The sequence below is a fragment of the Martinezella sp. CNPSo 3732 genome, assembly GCF_057784515.1.
In genome coordinates this window covers 264,159-291,091 of sequence record NZ_JBXSOO010000003.1, presented here as the reverse complement: position 1 = coordinate 291,091, position 26,933 = coordinate 264,159, and the positions used below count along the sequence as shown (strand labels likewise).

The window sequence follows — 26,933 nt, the reverse complement described above, 5'->3', positions numbered from 1 at the left end:
TGCGATATCTGCAAATAATTTCAAAGTGTTGTTTGCGACCTTCGTCAAAGCCCTCATTCCTTGCACGCTTGTCGGCCTTCAAGGGTGTCGCCAACTGTGACGAAATGGGGTATCTATTTTGACATGATGAGAACAGTTGCAGCGACGCACTGACGATCGCAAGCGTTGTGTTGAACCGCTTGTTTTCTTTCAAAATTCCATCGGAAATCTGAAACATGACCAATGCCGACAAGCCGGTCGCGCCGCGCAAACCGCGTGCGCGCCGTCGCAAGGCCGTTTCCGCCGACGACACGCCGCTTGATTACATGTTGAAAGTAATGCGTGACGATGAGGCGGATCAGAAGCGGCGCGATGAAATGGCAAAGATAGCGGCCTCCTATGTTCATCAGAAACCTAGCGAGCGCTCCGGCGCCGGGACCAAAGGAGGTCGCGGCGTCACCATCGACCTAACCAATGCCACGGATGAGCAGCTTGCGATACTTGAATCCCTCTTCGGTCCGCTTGCCGGATCCGGCGACGATGATGGCGGCGATACGGGAGGAGAAGGCGAGGCGAAGAGCTGAGCGCGAGCAAGCCGCGCATGCCAGGCAGCTTGCGATGGACGCGGAGCAAATTCGTGCCAACTGCCAGTCGTTGAGCGGGTTCGTGCGTGAGGCCTGGCACGTCGTCGAGCCTTCCGTTGACTATGTTCATGGCTGGCATATCGATGCCATCTGCCAACATCTTGAAGCAGTAACTTCGGGCGAGATTACCCGGCTGCTGATCAACGTGCCGCCGGGCACGATGAAGTCGCTTCTCTGCGGCGTGTTCTGGCCGGCCTGGGAATGGGGGCCGAAAGGCAAGCCGCAGCTGCGCTATCTCGGCGCCTCCTATTCGGAACATTACGCCAAGCGCGACAACAGGCGCATGCGAGACCTTGTTGCTTCTGAATGGTATCAGACGCTGTGGGGCGATCGGGTCAAGCTGACAAGAACGGGCGAGATGGCTTTCGCCAATAGCTGCATGGGCTCGCGGCAGGGTGTGCCGTTCTCCAGGTTGACGGGCGGTCGCGGCGATCGTGTCATCATCGACGATCCGCATTCCGTCGATGGGGCGGAATCGGAGGCCGAGCGCCTGTCCACGGTCCGCACCTTTCGCGAATCCGTCCCGACGCGGCTCAACGATCCTCAGCGCTCGGCAATCGTCGTCGTGATGCAGCGGCTACATGAGGCGGATGTCTCCGGTACGATCCTCGCGCTTGGGCTCGGCTACGAGCACCTGATGCTGCCGATGGAATTCGAGCCGGAGCGCCGATGCCGGACCTCGATCGGATTTGCTGATCCGAGGACGGAAGAGGGCGAACTGCTTTTTCCGCGGCGCTTTCCTCGTGCAGTGATCGAGCGGGACAAGATTCCGCTCGGCTCCTATGCGGTGGCCGGCCAGTTTCAACAGCGGCCTGCTCCTCGCTCGGGCGGCCTATTTCAGCGCAGCGATTTCGAAATCGTCGAAGCGCTGCCTGCTGGTGCAAAGCGTTGTCGCGCCTGGGATTTCGCGGCTTCGAAAGAGCGTCCCGGTCGCAAGCCAGATTGGACCGTTGGTCTACGGATGGCTTTGATCGATGGTATTTTCTATGTCGAAACCATCGCGCGCGGGCGCTGGTCGCCCGCCGAGGTGGAGCGCAATCTCAGGAACACTGCGTCGCAGGACGGGCCGACGGTGACGATCCGCATGCCGCAGGATCCCGGTGCAGCCGGCAAGGCTGATGCGGAAACCAAGATCAAGCTGCTCGCGGGCTTTCCTGTAAAAGCCATATCACCAACCGGCGACAAGGTGACGCGCGCCAAACCCGCCTCGGCGCAGGCCGAAGCGGGAAACGTCAAGCTTTTGCGTGGGGATTGGAATGAAGCATTTCTCGACGAGATCTGTGCCTTTCCGAACGGGCAGTTCGACGACCAGGTCGATGCCTTCGCCGATGCGTTGAACGAACTCGCGCTGAGCTCATCTTTCAGCTTCAGCAACTTCTAGGCTCGCTGGGCGAGCTTCTTCATCACACGACATCAAAGGACAATCCATGGGGCAGGTATTCTCGATGGTTCGCGACGGATTGGTGAGCCTTGCATCCCGCATGGGCACCGATCGCGACAAGGCGGCATCGGTTTTCTACACGCAGCCCATCTTGACGGACGAACAGATCATCGCCGCCTATCGCGGCTCCTGGCTGCCGCGCAAGATCATCGACATTCCGGCTCTCGATAGCTGCCGGAAATGGCGAAACTGGCAAGCATCGAGCGATCAGATCGGATTGATCGAAGCGGAGGAACGCCGTCTCAATCTGCGCGGCAAAGTGCTGGAAGCAGCGACGAAAGCGCGTCTCTTCGGTGGCGCCGCTCTCTTTATCGGGTCCGAGGATGGCGATCCGGCACGGCCGTTGGGGATAGAGCGGATCGGAAAGGATGGCCTCAAACATTTGACGGTACTGACGCGCCGCCAATTGGCGGCCGGCGATATTGATAGTGATCCAACCTCGGAATGGTATGGCAAGCCTAAATTCTACAGGTTGACCGGTGCCAATGGCATGCAGGTGACCATCCATCCCTCTCGGCTCGTCATCTTCAAAGGTGCGATGACACCGAATGAAGAGTTTGGGGGAATGGGTAATCAGGCTTGGGGCGAAAGCGTGCTCGCCGCGACTTTCGATGCGATCAAGAATGCCGACAGCACCGCGGCCAATATCGCCAGCCTGGTCTTCGAGGCCAAGATCGACATCATCAAGGTCCCACAATTCTCGGCCAATATCGGCAATCAGGCCTATGAAGATGCGGTGCTGCGCCGCTACGCGCTCGCCAACACCATCAAGGGGGTCAACGGCACGCTGATCCTCGATGCCGAAGAGGAGTACGAGAGCAAGAGTGCGCAGCTCTCCGGCCTTACGGATATTCTGATGGCCTTCCTGCAGATCGTCGCCGGTGCGGCCGACATTCCGGTCACGCGATTGCTTGGTCAGTCTCCCGCCGGCATGAATGCGACCGGCACGGCCGACATGAAGAAAATTGGTTCGACCTGTTGCCGGCACCGATGGAGGTCAATCGGATTCTTGATGCTTTGCACGGCAAAGTCGGGCTCAACGGCGATTTCGGCAATTGGGAGCGGGACGGCAAATACGAGGATCTGGCAAAGATCATGGGCCGTGCCGAACTCTGTCATGCGAAAGGGCGTTATTCAGCAGCGGGGCTCGATGCAGCGGATTACGTCCGCTGCATTAAGCTTTCCAACGCGGCTGGCTATCACGGTCCTTTCACGCTGATCTACGACTCTTCATATTATCACGACGAATGGACCGGAATTCTCGAAGAGCGAGATTGTATCGCGAGTGTTTTCAAAGAGAATGCGGCATAAATTCCCGCCGCATTTTTGATACTAAAGCTAGAGAAATTGTGCTCAGGTTTTAGATACCAAGCTGGATGCCCAGGAATACGTCAATGAAAATCGTAGTCATGCAGTGCGCCAAGCAACTGATCTTGTGTTTGATAACCCGCATTGTAGAGGTCAATGGCAAGATTGGCTGCCGACAGACCTTCCTGACTTTGTAATCTGATGCTGCGTTCGGCACACCATGCAAAAAGTGCGCCTGCGAGGATATCGACGTCATCAGGGTAAAGCGGCGCATTGACCATCATAGACATTCGCTACACCATTCATTGTTGGAGCTTGGCATCGGGTGGGTGAAGCGAACACTGCTTGGGTTTTGGAAATTTGCAACCGAGTTCATCCCGCGACGTTAACGGCAGCCTGATATGGGACAGACTGCGTGTGCCTTAACGTGACACAGGTCTATTCTTGGGCACATTATTGCCGATTTTGCTGTCCACCGGGGTGCCACGGAAGGGGTAGTCCTCGCCGCTTCATCATGTGGTGCAACAAACAAGAGTACGCCGAGCGCAATTGCCAGCTCCACTAGAAGGATAACACGAGCCTTGGCTTGGAAGGCATCATTGATGGACTGGATGCGACGCCTTAACCGCGGCCTCAATCAGCTCCTCGGCGTATAAAAGTGCCGATGCCGTATCGTCGCCGTCAAGTTTCAAGTCCTTGCATTTGCGATGCATGGCTCTGCGAATCTGGGCCAGCAACGCCGCATCGATATCGACTTCACCTTCGTCAAATACATGCGTTAGCGCAGACTGGGCGACAATTTCCAGGACCGCAACTCGCCCTTCAATTTCACCTAGGGAGGGTATCGCATTCCTCTTTACATGCTGTTTGCAATCGCGATGGGTAGTAAGCATTTCAGTCACCTCCTTCACGAAAGAAGATAACTATCGAGAAAGGAAAAAGTTCGGCCATTTCTCAAAAAAAAGCGCACCCTCGGAGTGTCCATAGCCATATTGATCTAGAGGCACGCATCCTCGGCAGCTTGTCACTTCATAGGGCAAAGGTTGGGGTCCGATAATACATCGGCGCAGTGGGCCGAACGACGAAAATCATCATAGTAAAGCGTCCATACTGTGGTATCGGCGGCGCGATAAGGGCCGAATTTGAAGTATTGATTCTTTCCCAATCCGTGATCGGCATGTCCTATATGGCCAGTAACCGTAACGATCCATTTGTTATTGGCGAATATCTCAATATGGCCCGAGCCATCGGGGCCTGGTTTGCTGTAGATGGCAAAATCGATCCAGCCTGATGCCGGTGTCGGCAGCTTGTTGCCACGATTTATTACTTTTATGGCATCGGTGCAGCCTGTAAATTCTTGCCCATCAGATATGCCCCAGTTGTCGTCGGTGGCCACCAATGCACGCATTTGATTGGTATCGGGACGGAACCAGACCGGCGCTTGGTCATCGCTGCAGGCCTTGCCGTTACTTTCGGGCTTGTGTTTCTTGACGGGGGCAACGTAGTTGGTTTCAACGGTTGCGAAGAGTTTGCCATTATTGAGCCGCAGTGCGAGGAAGGGGCTGAAATCCCCTGTGGCGTTCGGCCCGATTTCTCGCTTCCATTGCGCGATAAGGTAGCGATGATCGCCCGAGGGTATGGGATCGGCGAATTTTACGGCGAAACCGTACCAAACCCCCTGATCGTATGGAACGCGATACTTGGTGCGCTCCCATATTTCCGCTCTCTCGCTGCAGTTTGTTTTACCCGGTGGGCAGAATGGTCTGACGCTCAATTTCAATGCGCCCGTTCCGGAATGCTTGACTTCCGATTGAAATTCGATCGTTCCGGCCCTTTGCTCGAAGTTATCGCGGTAGTAAAGATGGCCAGATGGGGCGAAATCTGTGCCGTCGAAACCATCCCGCAACACCATTTGAGACGGACTATCGGCTAAAGCCGGTGTCGCGGCACAGGTGCAGGCCAATATGGCGGGCAGTGCGTACTTTGCATTCATGTTGGACTATTCCTGTGGCGAGACATTCGTAAAGTTTATCAATGACCTGTTCGCTTCCCACAGGCAAGCGAGAGCCGCGCCACTTTCAAAGCCGGGTTGATGATCCTTTAGTCAATTCCAATCAATTTCAGGCGAATGCAGCCTGTGAATGTGATCATTGATGATACAATTTTAACCGCATGTTAGACGCTTTGCGGTTCATATCCCGCAGAATTGGGCTTTGGTTGCGGCTATCAATGCCCCGGACATGACTGTTCGTCGCTGCGACCTCATCGACGTTTGAATGTCGGTCATGACATAAACCGGCTGAAGGTCGCTGTTGGGGACCACCTTTGGCAAATGGTGAACTCGAGTTGGGCAGTCGAGAGCCGCAGCTACGACGAAAAATTGTGATCGTGACGTCGCATGCGTTTTTGCCCACGCGAGGGAGATGATTCATGTCACTGAAACGTTTCTCGCGATATCGACTTCGTTCGTGTCGATCTCTATGCGTCGGCGGAGTGGGTCCGTGTCGGGGAGTTGACCTTCTACCCAGGGGGAGGTTTCGAGGCATTCGAGCCGGATGAATATGACTTCTCGATCGGTCAGAAGTGGCAGCTTGGCTTCGAAATACCGAAGAGATAGGTGGACAAATCATTCCCTGCGCGTTTGATAGGCCGATCTATTTTTAAAGAAGGTTTTCCATGACGATCGATCAGGACCTTGCTCGTATCGGGCTGCAAGAGGAAACGCTGCGTTTCGATGCTTTTGACCTTTCGACCGTTTGGGTGCTCGGCAAGCTGTTGCGCGACCTCGCCAGCGAGCGCAACATGGGTGTTGCTATCGATATCACGCTTCATTCCATGCCGGTTTTCTACATAGCTTTGCCCGGTTCGACGCCTGACAATTCCAACTGGATCCGTCGGAAGCGCAACATGGTGCTGCGTTATTTCCGAAGCAGCTACGCCAGTGCGTTGCGGCTGCAGCAGCAGGGCAAGACGATCGAGGACAACGGGCTTTCAAGCACCGAATATGCTGCCTCTGGTGGCAGCTTTCCGATCTTCGTCAATGGTACGGGATGTGTCGGCGCCGTCACCGTTTCTGGGCTGCCGCAGCGCGAAGACCACAATCTCGTTGTCGAAGCCTTGGCTCTCACCCTCGGCCACGAGCTTCACAATCTCAGCCTCGCATAGAGCGACAAGGCGGCGCACGTCGATGGGGCGCCGCCGCCGCCTTCAGATCTTGCCACCAGCCTCGGTGATGACTTTGGTCAAGCTTCCGGTTGCCGGGAAGAGGGGGATGAGGCATGCCTGCAGGGCGTGATAGATATCGCCCTTGCCCGGGAACAGCGTGTGAGCAGGAACGAGATCTTCCGTCAGTTCCTCATGCCAGCCGCCATTGGCACGATCGATAAAGGCGTGGCCGATTACGCTCCAGATCTTGCGGTAGCTCTCTTCGTGGAAATCGCTCGGGACGTGTTCATTCAGATAGTGAGCCGCACCGGCACCCTCGCATGCAGGCCACCAAAGCTTGTTGCGCTTTGCAGGCACATCTTCCCAGTCGAGCGTATAGAAGAATCCATCCTTCTTGCTGTCCCAGCCAAGTGACATGGATTGAGAGAAGAGACCCTTGGCTGCTTCCGGCATCCAGTCATGACGCTTTTCTCCAAGCGCCCAGAGTTGCAGGATAAGACGCGCCCATTCCAACCAATGGCCCGGTGTCGTACCCGATGGACGGAACATCTCATTGCCGCGGTAATCCTTATCGAGCACCCAATCGGCGTTGAAGTGTTCGGCAACGCGCCAGCCGACGGATCCTGCCGAACGGCGAATGACGAGATCGGCGATGCTTTCTGCTTTTTCGAGATATGTCTTGTCGCCGGTCGCTTCGAATGCGGCCATCAGGGCTTCCGTCAGGTGCATATTGGAGTTCTGGCCGCGATAGGTGCCACCGTCGATCAAGGACCAATCCCGATTGAATTCCTCGGCAATCGCCCCGTGCTTTGCTTCCCAGAACTTAGTATTCAGAATTTCCGTGACATCTGCCAACATGCCATCGGCCAGTGGATGACCGATCGTCTTTGCGGATGAGGCAGCAAGCAGCACGAAAGCGTGGCCATAGCCCTGCTTGCTGGAATCGACGGGGCCGTCATTGTTCAGCGACCAAAAGTAGCCGCCATGCGCCGTGTCGCGATGATGATTCCATAGATAGTTCATGCCGTGGTCGACAATTTCGTTAGCGCCGGGACGACCGAGCAACGACCCGATCGAGAAGCAGTGCACCATGCGGGCGGTCGAATGAATGCCGCGTACGGGATTTGCCTTATCCAACGGCTTGCCGGCATCGTCCATGTCGTAGAAGCCACCTTTGGGATTGACGGCGCGGTACTGGAAGAAATCGAAAAGCGCGTCCGCTTGATCAAGCAGCCAACGCCGATGGTAGGCGCGCGTGCTCCAGTTTCCGAGCGCTGCGGGTTCAACCTGTATATTCATGCCGTCCTCCATGGATTCTTTTCCTGACGCCGTATAGCGCCGCTCGAAAGCGCTGTCATGGCGTTATGGATGAAACTGTGTCGTCTGCCCTTCGTTGTCCATGGTCGGATCGGCAATTAGCGCAGGTACGGTCATTTTCCTGAAACGGCCGAAGGATGGAAGCATCGTCCTTGCTATCGAGCGGTTAAAAGCATAGATATGTTGACATAAAGATATCTTTATGTGATCTGAGTGCGGAGTCGCAATCAGGCCAGAGGAGTTCGCTTATGTTTGACAATCTTTTTGGTTCGGGAACGGCGAAGCGCGACGGCAGCGAGGTGTTTGAGGCTTTGCGACAAGCGGCGAGCGAGCGGATCCTCGTGCTTGATGGCGCCATGGGCACGCAGATTCAAGGCCTCGGCTTTGACGAAGATCAGTTTCGCGGTCATCGCTTCATCGGCTGTGCCTGCCACCAGAAGGGCAACAACGACCTTCTCATTTTGACCCAGCCCGATGCGATTGAAGAGATCCATTATCGCTACGCCAAGGCGGGCGCCGATATTTTGGAGACCAACACTTTCTCGTCCACCAGCATTGCGCAGGCGGATTACCAGATGGAAGGTGCGGTCTACGATCTCAACAAGGAGGGGACGCAAATCGTGCGCCGAGCGGCGATCCGCGCCGAGCGTGAAGATGGCAAGCGCCGCTTTGTCGCGGGCGCCATCGGTCCGACCAATCGGACCGCCTCGATCTCTCCCGACGTCAACAATCCTGGCTATCGTGCGGTCACATTTGATGATTTGCGTCTTGCCTATGGCGAGCAGATCGATGGCCTGATCGATGGTGGCGCCGATATCATCCTGATCGAGACGATTTTCGATACGCTGAACGCCAAGGCAGCGATCTTTGCCTGCGCGGAGCGTTTCGAGGCCAAGGGTATTCATCTGCCCATCATGATATCGGGCACCATCACCGATCTTTCGGGGCGCACGCTGTCCGGTCAAACGCCGTCAGCCTTCTGGAATTCCGTGCGCCACGCCAGCCCCTTCACGATCGGCCTGAATTGTGCGCTGGGAGCCAATGCCATGCGGCCGCATCTGCAGGAGCTTTCCGCGGCCGCGGATACCTTCATTTGCGCCTATCCGAATGCCGGTCTGCCGAACGAATTCGGTCAGTATGACGAGACGCCCGAGATGATGGCGGCCCAGGTCGAGGAGTTCGCTCGCGAAGGTCTGGTCAATATCGTCGGCGGTTGCTGCGGCTCCACGCCCGACCATATTGCAGCCATCGCTCAGGCGGTTTCGAAATATCCGCCGCGCCGAATTGCCGAACATCGGCCGTTCATGTCGCTCTCGGGGCTGGAACCGTTCGAGCTCACCAAGGATATCCCTTTCGTCAATGTCGGTGAGCGTACTAATGTCACTGGCTCGGCGAAGTTCCGCAAGCTGATCACCAATGCCGATTATACCGCAGCGCTTGCCGTCGCCCGCGACCAAGTCGAGAATGGTGCGCAGGTCATCGATATCAACATGGACGAGGGCCTGATCGATTCCGAAAAGGCGATGGTGGAATTCCTGAACCTCATTGCTGCCGAGCCGGACATTGCTCGCGTTCCGGTGATGATCGATAGCTCGAAGTTCTCGATCATCGAAGCCGGTTTGAAATGCGTTCAGGGCAAGCCGATCGTCAACTCCATCTCGCTGAAGGAAGGTGAGGAGAACTTCCTCAAGCAGGCGCGGTTGATGCGGATGTACGGCGCGGCGGTCGTCGTCATGGCCTTCGATGAGACGGGGCAGGCGGATAGCTACGAGCGCAAGGTCGAGATCTGCTCGCGTGCTTATAAGCTGTTGACGGAAGTGGCGGGCCTGTCGCCGGAAGACATCATTTTCGATCCGAATATCTTCGCCGTTGCGACTGGCATCGAAGAGCACAACAATTACGGTGTCGATTTCATAGAGGCGACGAGGACGATCCGCCAGACGATGCCGCTCGTTCATATTTCCGGTGGTGTCTCGAACCTTTCCTTCTCGTTCCGCGGCAACGAACCTGTCCGCGAGGCCATGCATGCCGTGTTCCTCTACCACGCCATTCAGGCGGGCATGGACATGGGCATCGTTAACGCCGGGCAGCTCGCCGTCTACGACAATATCGACCCGGAATTGCGGGAAGCCTGCGAGGACGTCGTGCTTAACCGCCGTCCGGACAGCACGGAGCGCCTGCTTGAGATTGCCGAACGCTTCCGCGGTTCCGGCAGCAAGGAAGCCAAGACGCAGGATCTTTCCTGGCGTGAATGGTCGGTGGAGAAGCGGCTCGAACATGCGCTGGTCAACGGCATTACCGAGTATATCGAAGCCGATACCGAGGAAGCGCGCCAGGCTGCCGAGCGGCCGTTGCATGTCATCGAAGGCCCGCTGATGGCCGGCATGAATGTCGTGGGTGACCTTTTCGGCTCGGGCAAGATGTTCCTGCCGCAGGTGGTGAAGTCAGCGCGAGTGATGAAGCAGGCCGTTGCCGTGCTCTTGCCTTATATGGAAGCCGAGAAGGTTGCCAATGGCGGCAGCAGCGAACGACAGTCGGCCGGCAAAGTGCTGATGGCGACCGTCAAGGGCGACGTCCATGACATCGGCAAGAATATCGTCGGGGTCGTGCTCGCCTGCAACAATTATGAGATCATCGATCTCGGCGTCATGGTGCCGGCGACGAAGATCCTGGAAACGGCGATTGCCGAGAAGGTTGATATCATCGGTCTGTCGGGGCTGATCACGCCCTCTTTGGACGAAATGGTGCATGTCGCGTCCGAGATGGAGCGGCAGGGCTTCGATATACCATTGCTGATCGGTGGTGCTACCACGAGCCGCGTCCACACTGCGGTGAAGATCCATCCCGGCTATCACCGGGGGCAAACTGTCTACGTTACGGATGCGAGCCGCGCCGTGGGCGTCGTATCCGCTCTGCTATCGCCGGATGCGCGGCAGGGCTATATCGATACCGTTCGGGCTGAGTATTCCAAGGTCGCCGCCGCCCATGCGCGCAGCGAGGCGGAGAAGGTGCGCCTGCCGATTGCAAGGGCGCGCGAGAATGCCGAGAGGGTGGATTGGTCTGATTACGAGCCGGTCAGACCGCAATTCTTCGGGACCAAGGTGTTCGAGAGCTACGATCTTGCTGAATTGGCGAAATATATCGACTGGACTCCATTCTTCCAGACCTGGGAGCTCAAGGGTCGTTTTCCGGCAATTCTCGAAGACGAAAAGCAGGGCGAGGCGGCACGACAGCTTTACAGCGATGCGCAGGCGATGCTCGAAAAGATCATCACGGAAAACTGGTTCCGCCCGCGTGCGGTCATCGGCTTCTGGCCGGCGGGCACGGTCGGCGATGATATCAGGCTGTTCACCGACGAAAGCCGCAATGAGGAGCTCGCCACTTTCTACACGCTGCGGCAGCAACTATCGAAGCGAGACGGTCGCCCGAATGTGGCGTTGTCGGATTTTGTGGCGCCGGTTTCCAGTGGTGTCGGCGATTACGTCGGCGGCTTCGTCGTCACGGCCGGTATCGAGGAGGTGGCCATTGCCGAACGCTTCGAGCGGGCCAATGACGATTATTCGTCGATCCTCGTGAAGGCACTGGCCGACCGCTTTGCCGAAGCCTTCGCGGAGCGGATGCATGAGCGGGTGCGTCGAGAGTTCTGGGGTTATGCTGCGGATGAGAATTTCACGAGCGAGGAGCTTGTTCTCGAAGCCTATGCGGGCATCCGTCCTGCACCTGGCTATCCGGCGCAGCCTGACCATACCGAGAAGGATACGCTTTTCCGCCTGCTGGATGCCGAAGCGACAACGGGCGTAAAGCTCACAGAAAGCTATGCGATGTGGCCGGGTTCTTCCGTCTCCGGCATTTATATCGCTCACCCGTCTTCCTACTATTTCGGTGTCGCCAAGATCGAGCGCGATCAGGTCGAGGATTATGCTGCCCGCAAGGGCATGCCCGTGGGCGAGGTGGAGCGCTGGTTGGGTCCGGTTCTCAATTATGTGCCGGAGAAGCGCGAGGCTGCGATCGACGACGCAGCCTGATTGCGAGTCGTTTCAAAGACTCGCAGTGCTTCGCTTGAAATTTGATCCTGCATGCAAACGCCGCTCCAGCTTACTCGGCTGGGGCGGCGTTTTTTTGATTCCGGGATTTTTCTGTTTCGCCTAGAGTTTTCCCGCTTTTCTTCGAATCGCGAAAACGCACTATTCTTTTGTTTTAACGCAATTCCGGACGGAAAACCGCTTCGCACTTTTCCTGGAATTGCTTTAGTTGAGCTAGTTCGCGCCAATCGTCAGTTCCGCGACGAAATCATAGGCGTCGCCGCGATAGAGCGACCGGGTAAATTCGACCGCCCGACCCGAACCGAGATAAGAGATACGCTCGATTGAGAGGCCGGCCGCGCCGACCGGAACGCCGAGCAAGCCCGCATCGGCCTCTTTCATGTTGGTCGCGGATATGCGCTGCACCGCACGAACAGGGCGCACCTGGCGCTTTTCCAGTTCTGCGTACAGCGATGTGGTCACCACAGACGGATCCGGCAGGAATTCGCCGGAGACACTGGCATGCTCGATCGCCAGTGGTTGGTCGTCGGCAATGCGGAGACGGCTCAGCCGCGATACCTTGGTGTCGGCGGCAAGGCCGAGGATCATCATCTCATCCGGGGAGGGCGTGTGGATACCCTTATGCAGCCATTCGGAGCGAGCTGTCATCCCACGCCGTGCCATATCCTCGGTAAAGGATGTCAGCTGCGACAGCCGCTGCTCCACCTTTGAAACGGGTTTTGCGACGAAGGTGCCCGAGCCATGACGGCGGACGAGTATGCCTTCGGCGACGAGATCGTCGATCGCCTTGCGGACAGTGACGCGGCTAACCGCAGCAAATTCGGCAATGTCACGTTCCGGCGGCAGCGCGTCCCCGTGCTTCAGCCTTCCGACCTTCACAGCCTCCTCGAGCGTGCGGCGCAGCTTGACATAGAGCGGGCCTGTGCCGCCCACGGAAAGGCGTTCCGGCGAGAAGATTGCACTCAAATCTTCGGTCATGCCTTGTTTTCCTCTCCACCCCGCAGCAATTTTGCCGCCAGTTCTACGGCGCCGCGCAAGACATCGCCCTTGGGTTCGGCCAGAATCGTCTTGTGACGTTCGTCGAGCCAGGGACGATAAGCCTGAGCGACGCCGCCGAGAAGGCAGATCGAAGGGCATTCCGGCCAAAGCAGCGCGTCCAGGCTTTCGGTTATCGATTTGACCGCAGTTTTCACGATGTCGATGGCGACCGCGTCCTCCATTCCGGCATATTCGAAGATAATAGGTGCGTAGCGGCCAAAATCCTTGGGCTTGGAGGCGTGCGCAAATTCGACGATCCGTTCGGGATCATTGCCGTATTCGGCCATGATCGATGCCGTCAGCGCTGAGCCCGGTGTCACCCGGTCATGCGCCAGAAGCGCTCTTTCCAGCAGATCGCGGCCAAGGCGCGCGCCGCTCGCCTGATCGCCGACGACAAACCCCCAGCCGCCGATGCCCCAGCTTTTGCCGCCATGGCGGGCATTGTAGACAGAGCCGGTGCCGAAGGCGCCGATAACACCATCGGCATCGCCAAGCGCGCCTTGAAGGGCGATGGTCGCATCGGTGACCACATGCGTGCTGGCAAAGGGCAAGGCGCCTTCGACCTGTTTACCATAATTGCCGACATTGGCCCCGGCGGTTCCGATAACGGCAGGCAATTCCCGCAGCAGTTCCGGGGCGAGGTTGGCATCGATCAGGGCCTGCTTTGCCGAGGCGACGATATGAATCAGCGAGTTTTCCAGATCGGACAGGATGTTCGCCGCGCCCGCCTTGCCGGTGCCAAGCACCTGTCCCGTAGCGTCTATGACAGCCGCTCTGCAACTCGTGCCACCGCCATCGATACCAATTGCAAACTGCCCCATCATGCCTCCGGATGCCGCCTGTTCCCGCTTTCCCGTACAATACCAAAAAAATACCATTTACCAATAGGCAAAGCGGGCATTTTTGACTGTTTTTATCCCATTGAATTATCTGGATAAATTAATGAGGCTCCATCTTTTTCTGTCCGAAAGTTAAATTCGGCTGGACAATTGGTATTTTTTTGGCCTTAATTCGAGGCAAGGGAACAGTACGAATGGACATCGGCAAAGCCGGCAGAAAAACAACAGCCGGTAAGTGGGCGGAAGGGCGCGCATCTGGTCGTTGCGCCAGGCCGTTAGGGATCAGGAGGATCCCGTTTCGACGTTCGTCATAATTTTCCCGCGTGGTTCTTGCTGCGTCTCCGTCTGGTGGCGGCGACGGCAATTGATCGGGCCGATCGGGCATAAAGCCTCTGAAGCCTTTTGCATGGAGGGGTCGGCAATATTGGCGGTCCCTATGGAGCGCTGACCGGTTCCTCGGACAGGCCAGCGGATATCAGATCGAGAACAGCGCCTAGCTACGGCGCGGAAAACAGGAGAGGGAAATGAAAACCAATGTTCTGAAAGGCTTGCTTCTTGCCTCGAGCCTGCTGACTTCTGTCAGCCTGGCACATGCGGCCGATGTGACGCTGACGGTTGAAAGCTGGCGTAACGACGACCTGCAGATCTGGCAGGAAAAGATCATCCCGGCTTTCGAAGCGAAGAATCCGGGCATCAAGATCGTCTTCTCACCGACGGCGCCGACCGAATATAACGCATCGCTGAATGCCAAGCTCGATGCCGGTTCCGCCGGCGACATCATCACCTGCCGTCCGTTCGATGCTTCGCTCGACCTCTTCAACAAGAAGCATCTTGCCGATCTGACCAAGCTTAAGGGCTTGGAAAACTTTTCGGCTGTCGCCAAGGCCGCATGGTCCACCGATGATGGCAAGTCGACCTTCTGCGTGCCGATGGCTTCAGTCATCCACGGCTTCATCTACAACAAGGACGCTTTCGACAAGCTCGGCCTGAAGGTTCCGGCGACGCGTGACGAGTTCTTCGCGGTCCTCGACAAGATCAAGGCTGACGGCACCTACATCCCGATGGCCATGGGCACGAAGGACCTCTGGGAAGCCGCAACCATGGGCTATCAGAACATCGGCCCGAACTACTGGAAGGGCGAGGAAGGCCGCAAGGCTCTCATCGCCGGCAAGGAAAAGCTGACGGACGCTCCGTGGGTCGATCCCTATAAGGAACTGGCCAAGTGGAAGCCCTACCTCGGTGACGGCTTCGAAGCGCAGGGTTATGCCGACAGCCAGAACCTCTTCACGCTTGGGAAGGCTGCGATCTATCCGGCCGGCTCGTGGGAAATTGCTCTCTTCAACACCCAGGCGCAGTTCAAGATGGGCGCCTTCCCACCGCCCGTCGCCAAGGCTGGTGACACCGCCTACATCTCCGACCATCCTGATATCGGTGTCGGCCTGAATAGGAAGAGCAAGCACCAAGAAGAAGCCAAGAAGTTCCTCGACTGGGTCGCTTCCGACGAGTTTGCAACCATCTATGCCAACTCGCTGCCGGGCTTCTTCAGCCTGAACTCGCATCCGGTGAAGATGAGCGATGCGCTCGCCCAGGAATTCGTTTCCTGGCGTGACAACCACAAGTCGACCGTTCGTTCCACCTATCAGATCCTGTCGCGCGGCACGCCGAACCTGGAAAATGAGACATGGACCGAATCCGCAAACGTGATCAACGGCACGGACACTCCAGAACAGGCTGGCGAGAAGCTCCAGAAGGGCCTCGACAGCTGGTACAAGCCGGGCAAGTAAGCATTGCATGACACGGGCGAGTGGCCTTCCAGGCTCCTCGCCTTTTTCGTTATCTTGAGTAATTGGATTGGCGATCGTCTCGCCGTTACATTCGACACGCCTGATATCGCTTCCATTCGGCCGGAGAGCCGGGGGCAACGGGCGGATTTGAACCTTTGCGCTGCCGCCTCATCAAGCAGCCAAGAAAAACAGGCAGAAAGCCATGAGCGACGCCGCGACATCAGACGCCCTTGGGGTGACGCCGATCAGGCGCTCCAAGCGCTGGCACATACTCGTTTTCCTTTTCCCGGCCTTCGTTGTTTATACGGCGGTCATGATCCTGCCGCTGATCGAGACCTTGCGGCTGTCGCTTTACAATGTCGTTGATAATCAGTCCGTCTTCGTCGGCCTGAACAATTTTAAGGTTTTGTTCGGCGACGAACGCTGGTCGCATGATTTCTGGAATGCGCTGCGCAACAACCTGATCTTCTTCGCCATCCATATGTGCGTGCAGAATCCGATCGGTGTCGCTTTGGCCGCACTCCTGTCCCTGCCGAAGCTGCGTTTCGTCGCCTTCTACCGCACCGCCATCTTCCTGCCGACGCTGCTTTCCTTCGTCGTTGTCGGCTTCATCTGGAAGCTGATCCTCTCGCCGCTCTGGGGTGTTGCACCCGAGCTTCTGAATGTCATTGGTCTGAAATCGTTCTTTGCCCCGTGGCTCGGCAGGCCGAGCACGGCCCTGATTACCGTGGCCCTTATTTCGGTCTGGCAATATGTCGGCATTCCGATGATGTTGATCTATGCCGCGCTGCTCAACATCCCCGACGAGGTGATCGAGGCGGCCGAATGTGATGGCATCACCGGCTGGAGCCAGTTCTGGAAGATCAAGCTGCCGCTGGTGCTGCCGGCGATCGGCATCATCTCGATCCTCACCTTCGTCGGCAATTTCAATGCGTTCGACCTGGTTTATACCGTACAAGGCGCACTGGCGGGGCCTGACGGCTCGACGGATATTCTCGGCACGCTGCTTTACCGCGTCTTCTTCGGCTTCCAGCTGCAGCTGGGTGACCGCTCGATGGGGGCGACGATCGCGACGGTGATGTTCCTCATCATTCTGGCCGGTGTTTCCTTCTATCTTTTCATCGTGCAGCGGCGCATCCGTCGCTACCAGTTCTGAGGAGCGCGGCCCATGTCCAAGGCACGCACGTCCACTCTTCGCACCGGCTTGGTGCATCTGGCGCTCATCGCCTATACGCTGGTTGCCATTTTTCCGGTGTTCTTGACCGTCATCAATTCGTTCAAGGATCGCGCCTCGATTTTCCGCGCGCCCTTGAGCGTCCCGACGCCATCCTCCTTTAGCATGATCGGCTATGACACCGTTCTCAAGCAGGGGGACTTCCTCACCTATTTCCAGAACAGCTTCGTCGTCACGATCGTCTCGATCATCCTGACGCTGCTGTTCGGCGCCATGGCCGCATTCGCGCTGTCGGAATACCGTTTCCGCGGCAATACGGTGATGGGGCTTTATCTGGCGATCGGCATCATGATCCCGATCCGGCTCGGTACCGTCGCGATCCTGCAGGGCATGGTCGCTGCCGGCCTGGTCAACACGCTGACGGCGCTGATCCTCGTCTATACGGCGCAGGGCCTGCCGCTGGCGATCTTCATCCTGTCCGAGTTCATGCGGACGGTTTCCGACGACCTGAAGAATGCCGGCCGCATCGACGGCCTCAGCGAGTACGCCATCTTCTTCCGCCTCGTGCTGCCGCTGGTTCGCCCGGCGATGGCGACGGTCGCGGTCTTCACCATGATCCCGATCTGGAACGATCTTTGGTTCCCCCTGATCCTGGCACCGAGCGAGGCGACCAAGACGGTGACGCTCGGATCGCAGATTTTCATCGGCCAGTTCGTCACCAACTGGAATGCGGTGTTGGCGGCGCTGACGCTTGCCATCCTGCCGATCCTCATCCTCTACGTTATCTTCTCGCGCCAACTTATTCGCGGCATTACATCTGGAGCAGTCAAGTGAGCCCATCTGAAAAGCCGATCCGCGTTCTCGTTGCCGGCCTTGGCAATATGGGTCGCAGCCATGCGCTGGCCTATCACAATAATCCGGGCTTCGAGATCGTCGGCCTCGTCAACCGCTCCAAGCGGGAGCTGCCCGAGGAGTTGCGGGGATATACGATCCATCCGGATTTCGAGACCGCATTGAAGGAGCTGAAGCCGGACCTCTGCTCCATCAATACCTATTCCGACAGCCATGCCGATTTCGCCGTCATGGCCTTCGAAGCCGGTTGTCACGTTTTCGTCGAGAAGCCGCTGGCCACGACGGTCGAAGATGCCGAGCGTGTGGTTGCGGCTGCGAAGAAAGCCGGCAAGAAGCTGACGATCGGTTACATCCTGCGCCATCATCCCTCGTGGATGCGGTTGATTGCCGAAGCGCGCAAGCTCGGCGGCCCCTATGTGTTCCGCATGAACCTCAATCAGCAATCGAGCGGCCCGACCTGGGAGACGCACAAGGCGTTGATGCAAAACACTTCGCCGATCGTCGATTGTGGTGTGCATTATGTCGACGTCATGTGCCAGATCACCGATGCCAAACCCGTCGAGGTGCGCGGTATGGGCCTGCGACTGACGCAGGAAATCAAGCCGGACATGTATAATTACGGCCATCTGCAGGTGATCTTCGAAGACGGTTCCGTCGGCTGGTACGAGGCCGCCTGGGGTCCGATGATTTCGGAGACGGCTTTCTTCGTGAAGGATGTGATGTCGCCGAACGGCTCGGTTTCGATCGCCATGGATCAGAACGCCAAGTCCGACGATATCGACATGCATACGAAAACGTCGGTCATCCGGCTGCATAGCGCTGAGACGGGACCGAACGGCCAGTTCATCCGGACGGATCAGGATTTGCGTATGGACGGCGAACCGGGTCACCAGGAACTCTGCGACTTCGAGCAGGCCTTCATGCTGAAGGCCATCCGCGAGGATCTCGACCTCAATCGCCATATGGCCGATGCCGTTCAATCGCTGCGCATATGCCTTGCCGCCGATGAGAGCGTGCGCACCGGCAAGCCCGTTTATCTATAAGGACAAAAGACTGTGGGATCGCTTCAACTGAAATCCATCCGCAAGGCCTATGGTACGCATGACGTGCTGAAGGGCATCGACCTCGAGGTGAAGGATGGCGAGTTCGTCATCTTCGTCGGTCCTTCCGGCTGCGGCAAGTCGACCCTTCTGCGCAGCATCGCCGGCCTCGAAGACGTGACCTCCGGCGCCGTGCTGATCAACGGCCAGGATGTGACTGTGACACCGCCTGCCAAGCGTGGCATCTCGATGGTCTTCCAGTCCTATGCGCTCTATCCGCATCTGACCGTCAAGGACAATATGGGCCTGGGCCTCAAGCAAGCCGGCACCGCGAAGGCCGAGATCGACGGCCGTGTCGAAAAGGCCTCCGGCATGCTCTCACTAGCGCCCTATCTCGCCCGCCGGCCATCGGAGCTTTCCGGCGGCCAGCGCCAGCGCGTCGCCATCGGCCGCGCCATCGTGCGCGAACCGGAGCTTTTCCTCTTCGACGAGCCGCTGTCGAATCTCGATGCGGCGCTACGTGTGCAGACACGTCTCGAAATCGCCCGGCTGCATCGCAGCCTGAAGGCAACCATGATCTACGTTACCCACGATCAGGTGGAGGCAATGACGCTTGCCGATAAGATCGTCGTGCTCAATGCCGGTGCGATCGAGCAGATCGGCTCGCCGATGGAGCTTTATAACCGTCCGGCCAACACCTTCGTTGCGGGCTTCATCGGCTCGCCGCAGATGAATTTCATCCCGGCCGAGCGCCTCGGCCAAAGTGGCGCCAAGACCGTCGGCATACGCCCCGAGCACATCACGCTAGCACGCGATCAGGGTACATGGGCCGCCAAAGTCATCCACGTCGAGCATCTCGGTGCGGACACGATCATCTATCTGGAGTCGGAGACTACCGGTCTACTCACCGCGCGTCTCTTCGGTGAACACAAATACGAGCCGGACGAGATGGTTTATGCGACGCCGGATGCGAACCAGATGCATCGTTTCGATGTGAATGACAAGGCGATCCGGGCCTAATGGACCCGCCGAGACGAACCAAGAGGTTCCGTCTCGGCTGTATTGTCATTGCTTGAGTTGCATCGTCATTCGCCTTGCGACCGCAAAGGATCGCCCGCCGTCAGAGCAGCCCGCTCGATGACTTCGGCTATGTGCACGGACAGGGCGGGATCGGAGACGGCGCGGGCAAGCGTCAGGCCACCGCTCAGCGTTGCGAGAAGAACGATGGCTCGATCATCCGCCGTCGTTTCGCCAGGGTTCGTGCTCTCCGGCAGGCCGGCGGCGACATCGGCGATCAATTTTTTCAACTCTGCCGTATAGACGCGACGTGTTTCCTCGTCGGCACGCATCACATCGGGCGAAAGGCTCGGCAGCGTGCAGCTGTCGCCGAGATCGCAGGTCCGCTTGTAGCCGAGATAGAGGCTGGCAAGCGCCTTTAGCCAGTCTTTCGGCTGGTTTTGCCTGAGCGTCAGGATCGCTTGGCGCAACTCTTCCAATCCTTCCACGACAGCGGTGCGAAACGCTTCGCTCTTGGACTTGAAGTGTCCGTAGAAGGCGCCATTGGTAACGCCGGCCGCTTTTGTCAGCGCATCGATGCCTGCGCCGCCATAGCCTTCCTTGCGAAATACTTGTCCCGCGGCCGCGACGACACGAGTCCGGGTTTCTTCCTTGTGCTCGGCGCTGTAGCGCATTGGCGCCTCCATTGAGAGCGATCTCTCTTTATTGCTTGCATAGAGAGTGATCGATATGTATCGTTAAAGAGTGATCGGTATATATCAATTGCCGTCACAGGTCCAACAAGGAGATATCCATGCCCATTACACTTACCGTATCCGAAGGGCTGCTTTCATCCGAAGCGCAGGCGCAAGCCTTTGCCGGATTAACGGATGCAGTCCTCGATGTTGCCGGCTTGGCCGGGAATGAATTCATGACGGCCAATGTCATCGGGTCGATCAATGTGCTTCCGGCCGCACATGTGCTGGCAGGTGGAAAGCCCGTTGCCGCGGCTTTCATTGAACTCAAGCTGCCCGAAATCGCCCTTGCGACTGCCGAAGCCAAGCGCGCCTTCATTGCAAGGGCGACCGATGTTGTCGAGCAGGCGGCCGAAGGGCGGATCAAGCGCGAGCATATCTGGTCGAATATCGTCTATGCGCCCGAGGGTGCCTGGGGCATTGCGGGACAAAGCTACAGCAATGCCGATCTTGTCGCTGCGATTGCAAGCGCTGCGGCGCCTGAGGTCGAAGCTCATCGCGCCTGAAGTGAGGAAATTGGCATCAATACCGGGCGGCCGCGTTGGTCGCTCGTTCGACAACAAGGGGGCAGGAGATGCAACTCGCCAATTATCTGTTTTTTACGACACATTGCGAGGAAGCGCTTGCTTTCTATACGGCCTGCGGGCTTGGCGAAGTGACACTGTTAGTCCGTCACGATACGGATGGGGTGCCGCTTGCCAACGAGGCGATGCGGGGCAGGGTAATGCACGCTCGCTTTGAGGGGCGAGGCGTCTACTTCTTCGCCTCCGACAATTATGATGCTGAGCCGATGAGAGGTTCCGCTCATATGCTCATGGTGGATGACCGAGAGATTGCCGAGAGGATTTTTGCACGATTGGCTGAAGGCGGCAGGGTGACGACACCGCTCGCCGTTCAGCCTTGGGGCAGCTACTACGGCAAGCTGACGGATCGGTTCGATGTGCAATGGATGGGGGACTGCCTGCAATAGTAGCAGCCCATCATATTGAGGGTTATCGTAATTAGTCCAGTCGTCCGGACGAATTCATGCCACTGTCATGAAGCTGCGCTATCTTAAGTTCAGTCCACTCCAACAGCGAGAGCATCATGACGAACGCAGCAATGACTTATGCAACCTGGCACAAGGAACCGCAGGGCGACGCCGCAATGGCGGAATCGCACAGCCCCTATTGGCGGCACTTCATCGAGACGGTGCCGGAGCGGGATTTCTCCTCCAAGACTATCCTGGATTTCGGCTGCAACCGCGGCGGCTTTCTGCGGCTGCTTTACGCCATGCGACCGTTCCGACGCGGCGTCGGCATCGATATCGCTTCGGAGTCCGCGGCTGCTGCCGTCGAGGCTGTCGGCAATATGCCGCTCCAATTTCATGTGACGACCGATTTATCGCCCTTTGCCGACAGCTTCGATGTGGCCTTCAGCTATGAGGTGATCTATCTGCTGCCGCAACTGAGAGAGCATGCCGAGGGGATGTTCCGGGCCATGCGCGATGGGGGCGTCTACTACGCCGTGACCGGTTGCCACAATGAAATGCCGCTTTGGCCGAAATGGCTCGAGCTGATCGGCAACAACAGCAATGCGCCGATGCAGGATCGCTCGCCACAGGACTATATCGAAGCCTTCACGGCGGCCGGCTTCGATGTTTCCGTCAGGCGTTTCGGCTATGACGGTTTCGTGCGCGCGACGAAAGACCGCAAATACTATCCGAGCATTCTCGATGCGTTGAGCTATCCGGCCGAATACAAGCTTCTGTTCCGGCTCGAGAAGCGTATCTGATATGGAGACGATCGACCGCAAGGGCGGCAGCGCCCTCTGGCATCAGATCGGCGAGATCCTGGCGGGTGATATTGCCGCCGGGACTTTCGTGCCCGGAGAGAAATTGCCGACCGAACCCGAACTGATGCAGCGCTTCGGTGTCAGCCGCTTTACCGTGCGTCAGGCACTGGGGCATCTGGAGCAACGCGGACTGGTGCGCGCCGAGCAGGGACGGGGAACCTTCGTTCATAGGGGCGTGCTCGACTATACGCTGTCGAAGCGCACCCGTTTTCACAAGAACCTGATCGAGCAGGGTTTCGAGCCGGGTGGCGAGTTGCTCGTCCATGAGATCGTGCCGGCGACGGAATGCGTTGCCAGCTATCTGAAGCTGGCAGTTGGGGTAATGGTCATCCATCGTCGCGGCGTGATGACGGCCGACGACATTCCGGTGGAATTGGGTGATTCCTATTATCCAGCCGAACGTTTTCCCGATTTCGACAAGGCCAGATTGCGATATCCGACAATCTCGGCGGCGCTCGCCAGCTATGGCGTTACCGACTATGAGCGCTTGTCGACGGAGATCGAGGCCCGTATGCCGACAGCCGACGAGGCACGGATCCTGCGCCAGCCGAAATCCGCGCCGCTGCTGGTGACGCGCAAGGTGGATGCGGATACCGATGGAGTGCCGATCACCTATTCCGAATCGGTCTGGCCGGCCGAGCGCACCACATTCAATCTCGATCTGCGGTGAGAGTGCTAGGGAGCCCTTGAGGCTCTCCGCGAGCTTGAATTAGCGGTGGGAGAGGATATTGACGACCTTGCCGAAAGGGTCGCGGACATAGAAGCGACGGACACCCCATGGCTCGTCCGTCAGGTCGTACAATATGCCGAAGCCCATGGAGGTGGCGCGCTGATAGAGCATGTTGACATCGTCGACTTCGATGGAAAGGTCGGGGACGAGCGTTCCCGAACCGCCCTCGCTGGCGACGCTGATCTGCGGCACTGTTGCCGCTTCGGAGGCGAAGGTCAGGATCCAGCCGTGATCCATGACGATGTCGAGGCCGAGCAGGTCGTGGTAGAAAAGACGGGCCGTGGCGGGATCGGCGGCGGGCAGGTTCGGGATGATGCGTAGGACGGTCACTGACGTTTCTCCCTTGTGATGTGGAGGCGAGCTCAAGCCGCGCCTCCACGATGCTGGTTCAGACCGTGACGGCCGGCAGCAGCTTGGCGCGCTCCGCCAGGATGTGGCGGCAGGCGCTGGCGACTTCCCGGCCCTTGATGATGAAATGTTCCTTGAAGAACTGGATGTGGGCTTCCGACTCCTGGAAGTGATGCGGGGTCAGGACTGCCGACAGGATCGGCACGCCGGTGTCCAGCTGGACACGCATCATGGCGTCGAGAACCGTATTTGCAACGAACTCATGGCGATAGATGCCACCGTCGACAACGAAAGCGGTGGCAACGATTGCGGAATAACGGCCGTTGCGGGCAAGCGTCTGAGCATGCAGCGGAATTTCCAGGGCGCCGGGCACGTCGAAGATATCGATCGGCGATGCACCTTCCGTCGTCTGCCATTCGGCAACGAACGAGTCGACCGAGCGATCGACGATATCGGCATGCCAGCGAGCCCGAATGATCGCGACGCGGCTCGGCTGGGTAGAAATCGAAATGGTCATGAATTTTGCCTTTCAAGGGTTGTTGTCAATTATCCCTTGGGCGAACACGCATGAACGCGGCACTCCCCGTACGGAGGAGGTGCGACCCTGCTTGCTCTCTTCCATCCGGACTATACCGTCGGCTCCGGTATTTCACCGGATCTGCTGACCCTTCCGAAAGCTCGGAAGGCGCTCGCGGGCTCGGGGAAGATCCCCATACCGCCGGTGGGGAATTGCACCCCGCCCTGAGAACGCCTGGACTATAGATGTTTTCCTTCATGGAAATCAAAGAAAAACGCCGGGCTTTTGACCCGGCGCCTGCGAATAATTTTTCAAAGTTTCCCTGCGGCGCAGAGGTGCGCTCAATCCTGAATAACGAGCAGGTCGGAAGAGGCGAAGCGTAGCGTCACCTTCTCGCCAACGCTCGGAGGCATCATCCCGGGGCTGTTGAACATGTCGAAGGAAATCGTGTTGCCGGCGACATTCATACGGGTGCGGATGACCGAGCCCAGGAAATGTGCCGAGGAGACTTCACCCGTCAGCGCCGTGTCGCCCTTGGCCGATTCCGCCAGCGAACCTGCTTCCGGACGCAGGGCCAGCGATACGGTATCGCCCGGCTTATAGGCTGTCACCGACTGCTTCAGGGTCACACCCTGATCGCCGATCATGATGCGGTTGCTGTCGGGATCGACGACCTTGCCTTCGATGAGATTCAGCGTGCCGACGAAGGAGGCGACGAAGCGGGTTGCCGGTGTGTTGTAGATTTCGAAAGGCGTGCCGATCTGATCGGCGCGGCCGGCATTCATGACGACGATGCGATCGGAGATCGACAGGGCTTCTTCCTGATCGTGCGTCACGAAGACGGTGGTGATGCCGAGCTGCTGCTGGATGGCTCGGATTTCTTCGCGCAGCGAGATGCGGATCTTCGCGTCGAGGGCCGAAAGCGGCTCGTCGAGCAGGAGCACCTGCGGCTTGACGGCGATGGCGCGGGCGAGCGCCACGCGCTGCTGCTGGCCGCCGGACATCTGATAGGGATAGCGGCCGGCCAGATGATCGAGCTTGATGAGAGCCAGCATCTCCTTGACGCGCTTATCGATGTCGGGCTTTGCCATGCCGGCCACCTTGAGGCCGAAAGCGACATTGTCGTGCACCGTCATGTTCGGGAACAGCGCGTAGGCCTGGAACACCATGCCGATATTGCGCTGGTTCGGTTTTAACGCCCGCTGATCCTTGCCGTTGATCGACAGGGTGCCGGCGGTCGGCGTTTCGAAACCGGCGATCATGCGGAGCACGGTCGTCTTGCCGCAGCCTGAGGGTCCGAGGAAGGAGACGAATTCCCCCTTTTCGATTTTCATGTTGAAATCGTGAACGACCTGGATGTCGCCGAAGGACTTCTTGATGTGGGTGAGTTCGAGAAAAGCCATGGTGAGAAGCCTTACGCCTTAATCGGAGCGGATTTTGAGAAACGGGAAACGAGCTGCAAGAGGCCCATGCTGAGCCAGGTAACGGCAAGGGCGATGATGGCCAGCGCAGAGGGCTCGTAAGCCCTATTGGCGCCCATGAGCTGCATGTAGGGCCCGAATGCCGGACGGTTGAGCAGCGATGCCATGGTAAATTCGCCCATGACGATCGCAAGGGTGATGAAAGCTCCGGAAAGCACACCGCTCATGACGTTTGGAAAGATGCATTTGAACATGATGGTTGTCCATTTTGCACCAAGGCTTTCGGCAGCCTCCGTCAGCGTGCCGACATCAATGGTACGCATCGCCGTATCGACCGAACGATACATATAGGGCAGCGACAATACAATGTAGGAGCAGACGAGCAGAATGTTCGTCGTCGAATTATAGCCGGTCAGCGGCAGGATTGACGACGAATTATAGAGCCGCAGATAGCCGAAGACGATGACGATGGCCGGAATGACCAACGGCATCAGGGTGATGAATTCTACGACAGGGCGAAGCTGCGGTAGCCGCAGCCGCACCCAATAGGCCGTGGGTACAACGAGCAGCATGCCGAAGATAATGGTCAGAAGCGCCATCAACATCGAGAAGCCAAAGGCCGTTATGAAGCCGAAATCCGAAAAGACGGAGGCATAGGCGTCAAAGCTGTAAGCGTTGCGCCGCATGCGCAGCGAGAACTCCAGTGTACCGATGAGCGGCACCAGGAAATAGATGAGGCCGATGGCAACGGCGATCCAGGCGAAGAGTTTTTGCAGCTTCATTTCTGCCACCGTTCAGCGCGCATGCGCATCAAGATATAAATGACGTTCGAAATACCGGTGATGACGATCATGCCGAGCGCCAGCGCATAGCCTAGATTGGCATTGTGCAGCACGTCGCCGCGGATCTGCGCATAGAGCACGATCGGAACGATATTCAGCGAGCTGCCGGTAAGTGCAATTGCCGTCGCGATGGCGCCGAACGAATTTGCAAACAGTAGCAGCGTCGTGCCAAGCAGGCTCGGCCAGAGGATCGGCAGGGCGACCATCCGCCAATATTGTCCATTGGTTGCGCCGAGAATGGAAGCCGCTTCGTGCCATTCCTTCTTCATGCCGTCGAGCGCAGGTGTAATGATCAGCACCATCAGCGGTATCTGGAAGTACATGTAGGTAATGGTCAGGCCGAAGAAGCTCAGCAGGTTGAAGCCCGTGCCGTAGAGGTTGAAGCCGAAATGAGCGAGCAATATCGTGACCAAACCCTGGCGGCCGAGCGTGGCGATGAACGAGAAGGCCAGCGGCACGCCGGCGAAATTCGATGCGACCCCCGAGAAAGTCAGGAAGGCATGGCGGATCCAGGCGGGAAGTCCGCCCAAGACGAGTGCCCAAGCCAGGTAAAAGCCAATGATCGCGCCACCCAGCGCCGAAGCGACCGAGATTTTGATACTGATCCAATAGGCGCTCATGATTGTCGGCGTGAAGAGATCGCCGATATTCTTCAGCGTCAGGCTGCCGTCAGGCGTCAGAAACGCGCCTGCTATCAGATAGATCGTCGGCAAAATCAGAAACAGCAGCGCGAAGATCAGGAAGGGTGTTATTCCCAGCCAATCGACAACCACACGCTTGTTGATCATCGGAGTGGAACTGACCGTTGATGTTGTGGCGATGCTCATGATTGGCCCAATCCGCGGCGTCAGAAAAACGGAAACCTCC

Annotated in this window: 27 protein-coding genes and 1 riboswitch; of the genes, 15 read left to right on the top strand and 12 right to left on the bottom strand. The window is 57.8% G+C overall.

The window, feature by feature from the left end:
- The first annotated feature begins 215 nt into the window (after positions 1 to 215).
- From AC13RM_RS10045 to AC13RM_RS10035, 3 genes are read left to right on the top strand one after another with little or no spacing between them, the layout of a single operon-like run.
- Entirely contained in the window at positions 216 to 563 is a 348-nt protein-coding gene (locus AC13RM_RS10045; protein WP_095435328.1) for a hypothetical protein, read from the top strand.
- Positions 520 to 2,004, top strand: a complete 1,485-nt coding sequence (terL, locus tag AC13RM_RS10040; protein ID WP_285171290.1) for a phage terminase large subunit — start codon at positions 520 to 522, stop codon at positions 2,002 to 2,004. The genes AC13RM_RS10045 and terL overlap by 44 nt, the downstream gene beginning before the upstream one ends.
- 46 nt (positions 2,005 to 2,050) lie before the next feature.
- Positions 2,051 to 3,283 carry a DUF1073 domain-containing protein gene (locus AC13RM_RS10035; RefSeq protein ID WP_488554897.1) on the top strand — a complete coding sequence of 411 codons (1,233 nt, stop codon included), beginning with the start codon at positions 2,051 to 2,053 and terminating at the stop codon, positions 3,281 to 3,283.
- Positions 3,284 to 3,455: 172 nt separating this feature from the next.
- Here AC13RM_RS10035 and AC13RM_RS10030 read toward each other — a convergent pair whose 3' ends face one another.
- The 3 genes from AC13RM_RS10030 to AC13RM_RS10020 form a co-directional block, all read right to left on the bottom strand.
- The gene (locus AC13RM_RS10030; protein ID WP_374815126.1) at positions 3,456 to 3,662 is read right to left on the bottom strand and encodes a hypothetical protein; all 207 of its coding nucleotides are present in this window, start codon (positions 3,660 to 3,662) and stop codon (positions 3,456 to 3,458) included.
- A gap of 306 nt (positions 3,663 to 3,968) precedes the next feature.
- Positions 3,969 to 4,265 (bottom strand): hypothetical protein, encoded by a 297-nt coding sequence (locus AC13RM_RS10025; RefSeq protein WP_113230456.1) that lies wholly within the window; start codon positions 4,263 to 4,265, stop codon positions 3,969 to 3,971.
- Positions 4,266 to 4,396: 131 nt separating this feature from the next.
- Positions 4,397 to 5,365 (bottom strand): polysaccharide lyase family 20 protein, encoded by a 969-nt coding sequence (locus AC13RM_RS10020; protein WP_374815124.1) that lies wholly within the window; start codon positions 5,363 to 5,365, stop codon positions 4,397 to 4,399.
- A 462-nt stretch (positions 5,366 to 5,827) separates the two neighbouring features.
- Here AC13RM_RS10020 and AC13RM_RS10015 point away from each other — a divergent pair, with 462 nt between their 5' ends.
- Both AC13RM_RS10015 and AC13RM_RS10010 read left to right on the top strand, forming a co-directional pair.
- On the top strand, positions 5,828 to 5,989 hold the full coding sequence (locus tag AC13RM_RS10015) for an ATP-grasp fold amidoligase family protein (RefSeq protein ID WP_374815618.1): 162 nt from the start codon (positions 5,828 to 5,830) through the stop codon (positions 5,987 to 5,989).
- A 59-nt stretch (positions 5,990 to 6,048) separates the two neighbouring features.
- A complete protein-coding gene (locus AC13RM_RS10010; RefSeq protein ID WP_374815122.1) occupies positions 6,049 to 6,537 on the top strand; it encodes a heme-degrading domain-containing protein in 489 nt (162 codons plus the stop codon).
- A 42-nt stretch (positions 6,538 to 6,579) separates the two neighbouring features.
- Here the strand turns inward: AC13RM_RS10010 and AC13RM_RS10005 are convergent, their stop codons facing one another.
- Entirely contained in the window at positions 6,580 to 7,836 is a 1,257-nt protein-coding gene (locus AC13RM_RS10005; protein WP_374815120.1) for an AGE family epimerase/isomerase, read from the bottom strand.
- A gap of 266 nt (positions 7,837 to 8,102) precedes the next feature.
- Between AC13RM_RS10005 and metH the strand changes: the two genes are divergently transcribed.
- On the top strand, positions 8,103 to 11,879 hold the full coding sequence (metH, locus tag AC13RM_RS10000) for a methionine synthase (protein WP_488554896.1): 3,777 nt from the start codon (positions 8,103 to 8,105) through the stop codon (positions 11,877 to 11,879).
- Positions 11,880 to 12,110: 231 nt separating this feature from the next.
- Here metH and AC13RM_RS09995 read toward each other — a convergent pair whose 3' ends face one another.
- Positions 12,111 to 12,875: a GntR family transcriptional regulator gene (locus AC13RM_RS09995; protein ID WP_069612582.1), complete on the bottom strand. Its 765-nt coding sequence runs from the start codon at positions 12,873 to 12,875 to the stop codon at positions 12,111 to 12,113.
- Entirely contained in the window at positions 12,872 to 13,756 is an 885-nt protein-coding gene (locus tag AC13RM_RS09990) for a glucosamine kinase nucleotide-binding domain-containing protein (protein ID WP_113230684.1), read from the bottom strand. Before AC13RM_RS09990 ends, AC13RM_RS09995 begins: the two co-directional genes overlap by 4 nt.
- A gap of 542 nt (positions 13,757 to 14,298) precedes the next feature.
- Between AC13RM_RS09990 and AC13RM_RS09985 the strand changes: the two genes are divergently transcribed.
- The 5 genes from AC13RM_RS09985 to AC13RM_RS09965 all read left to right on the top strand — a co-directional run bounded on the left by AC13RM_RS09985 (position 14,299) and on the right by AC13RM_RS09965 (position 19,644).
- Positions 14,299 to 15,558 (top strand): ABC transporter substrate-binding protein, encoded by a 1,260-nt coding sequence (locus tag AC13RM_RS09985; RefSeq protein WP_285171315.1) that lies wholly within the window; start codon positions 14,299 to 14,301, stop codon positions 15,556 to 15,558.
- A gap of 202 nt (positions 15,559 to 15,760) precedes the next feature.
- On the top strand, positions 15,761 to 16,714 hold the full coding sequence (locus AC13RM_RS09980) for a carbohydrate ABC transporter permease (RefSeq protein WP_285171316.1): 954 nt from the start codon (positions 15,761 to 15,763) through the stop codon (positions 16,712 to 16,714).
- Positions 16,715 to 16,726: 12 nt separating this feature from the next.
- Positions 16,727 to 17,566, top strand: coding sequence for a carbohydrate ABC transporter permease (locus AC13RM_RS09975; protein WP_015340408.1), 840 nt, complete (start codon positions 16,727 to 16,729; stop codon positions 17,564 to 17,566).
- On the top strand, positions 17,563 to 18,627 hold the full coding sequence (locus tag AC13RM_RS09970; protein WP_285171317.1) for a Gfo/Idh/MocA family protein: 1,065 nt from the start codon (positions 17,563 to 17,565) through the stop codon (positions 18,625 to 18,627). Before AC13RM_RS09975 ends, AC13RM_RS09970 begins: the two co-directional genes overlap by 4 nt.
- Positions 18,628 to 18,639: 12 nt before the next feature.
- A complete protein-coding gene (locus tag AC13RM_RS09965) occupies positions 18,640 to 19,644 on the top strand; it encodes an ABC transporter ATP-binding protein (protein ID WP_285171318.1) in 1,005 nt (334 codons plus the stop codon).
- A gap of 65 nt (positions 19,645 to 19,709) precedes the next feature.
- On the opposite strand, the gene AC13RM_RS09960 is transcribed toward AC13RM_RS09965, so the two are convergent.
- Positions 19,710 to 20,315, bottom strand: a complete 606-nt coding sequence (locus AC13RM_RS09960; RefSeq protein WP_285171319.1) for a TetR/AcrR family transcriptional regulator — start codon at positions 20,313 to 20,315, stop codon at positions 19,710 to 19,712.
- Between the two features lie 119 nt (positions 20,316 to 20,434).
- Between AC13RM_RS09960 and AC13RM_RS09955 the strand changes: the two genes are divergently transcribed.
- The 4 genes from AC13RM_RS09955 to phnF all read left to right on the top strand — a co-directional run bounded on the left by AC13RM_RS09955 (position 20,435) and on the right by phnF (position 22,878).
- On the top strand, positions 20,435 to 20,881 hold the full coding sequence (locus AC13RM_RS09955) for a tautomerase family protein (RefSeq protein ID WP_285171320.1): 447 nt from the start codon (positions 20,435 to 20,437) through the stop codon (positions 20,879 to 20,881).
- 68 nt (positions 20,882 to 20,949) lie between these two features.
- On the top strand, positions 20,950 to 21,345 hold the full coding sequence (locus tag AC13RM_RS09950; RefSeq protein WP_285171321.1) for a VOC family protein: 396 nt from the start codon (positions 20,950 to 20,952) through the stop codon (positions 21,343 to 21,345).
- A gap of 116 nt (positions 21,346 to 21,461) precedes the next feature.
- Complete coding sequence (locus AC13RM_RS09945; protein WP_285171322.1) at positions 21,462 to 22,148, top strand: class I SAM-dependent methyltransferase; 687 nt, start codon at positions 21,462 to 21,464, stop codon at positions 22,146 to 22,148.
- 1 nt (position 22,149) lies between these two features.
- Positions 22,150 to 22,878 (top strand): phosphonate metabolism transcriptional regulator PhnF, encoded by a 729-nt coding sequence (gene phnF, locus AC13RM_RS09940; protein WP_285171323.1) that lies wholly within the window; start codon positions 22,150 to 22,152, stop codon positions 22,876 to 22,878.
- A gap of 39 nt (positions 22,879 to 22,917) precedes the next feature.
- On the opposite strand, the gene AC13RM_RS09935 is transcribed toward phnF, so the two are convergent.
- From AC13RM_RS09935 to AC13RM_RS09915, 5 genes are all read right to left on the bottom strand, one after another.
- Positions 22,918 to 23,268, bottom strand: coding sequence for a VOC family protein (locus AC13RM_RS09935; RefSeq protein WP_285171324.1), 351 nt, complete (start codon positions 23,266 to 23,268; stop codon positions 22,918 to 22,920).
- 58 nt (positions 23,269 to 23,326) lie between these two features.
- Entirely contained in the window at positions 23,327 to 23,803 is a 477-nt protein-coding gene (locus tag AC13RM_RS09930) for a 6,7-dimethyl-8-ribityllumazine synthase (protein ID WP_113332874.1), read from the bottom strand.
- An 89-nt stretch (positions 23,804 to 23,892) separates the two neighbouring features.
- Positions 23,893 to 24,039, bottom strand: a riboswitch (FMN riboswitch).
- Between the two features lie 105 nt (positions 24,040 to 24,144).
- Positions 24,145 to 25,206, bottom strand: a complete 1,062-nt coding sequence (locus AC13RM_RS09925; protein WP_374815100.1) for an ABC transporter ATP-binding protein — start codon at positions 25,204 to 25,206, stop codon at positions 24,145 to 24,147.
- Positions 25,207 to 25,217: 11 nt separating this feature from the next.
- On the bottom strand, positions 25,218 to 26,006 hold the full coding sequence (locus AC13RM_RS09920) for an ABC transporter permease (protein ID WP_374815098.1): 789 nt from the start codon (positions 26,004 to 26,006) through the stop codon (positions 25,218 to 25,220).
- Positions 26,003 to 26,893, bottom strand: coding sequence for an ABC transporter permease (locus tag AC13RM_RS09915; protein ID WP_113230470.1), 891 nt, complete (start codon positions 26,891 to 26,893; stop codon positions 26,003 to 26,005). Before AC13RM_RS09915 ends, AC13RM_RS09920 begins: the two co-directional genes overlap by 4 nt.
- Positions 26,894 to 26,933 lie beyond the last annotated feature (40 nt).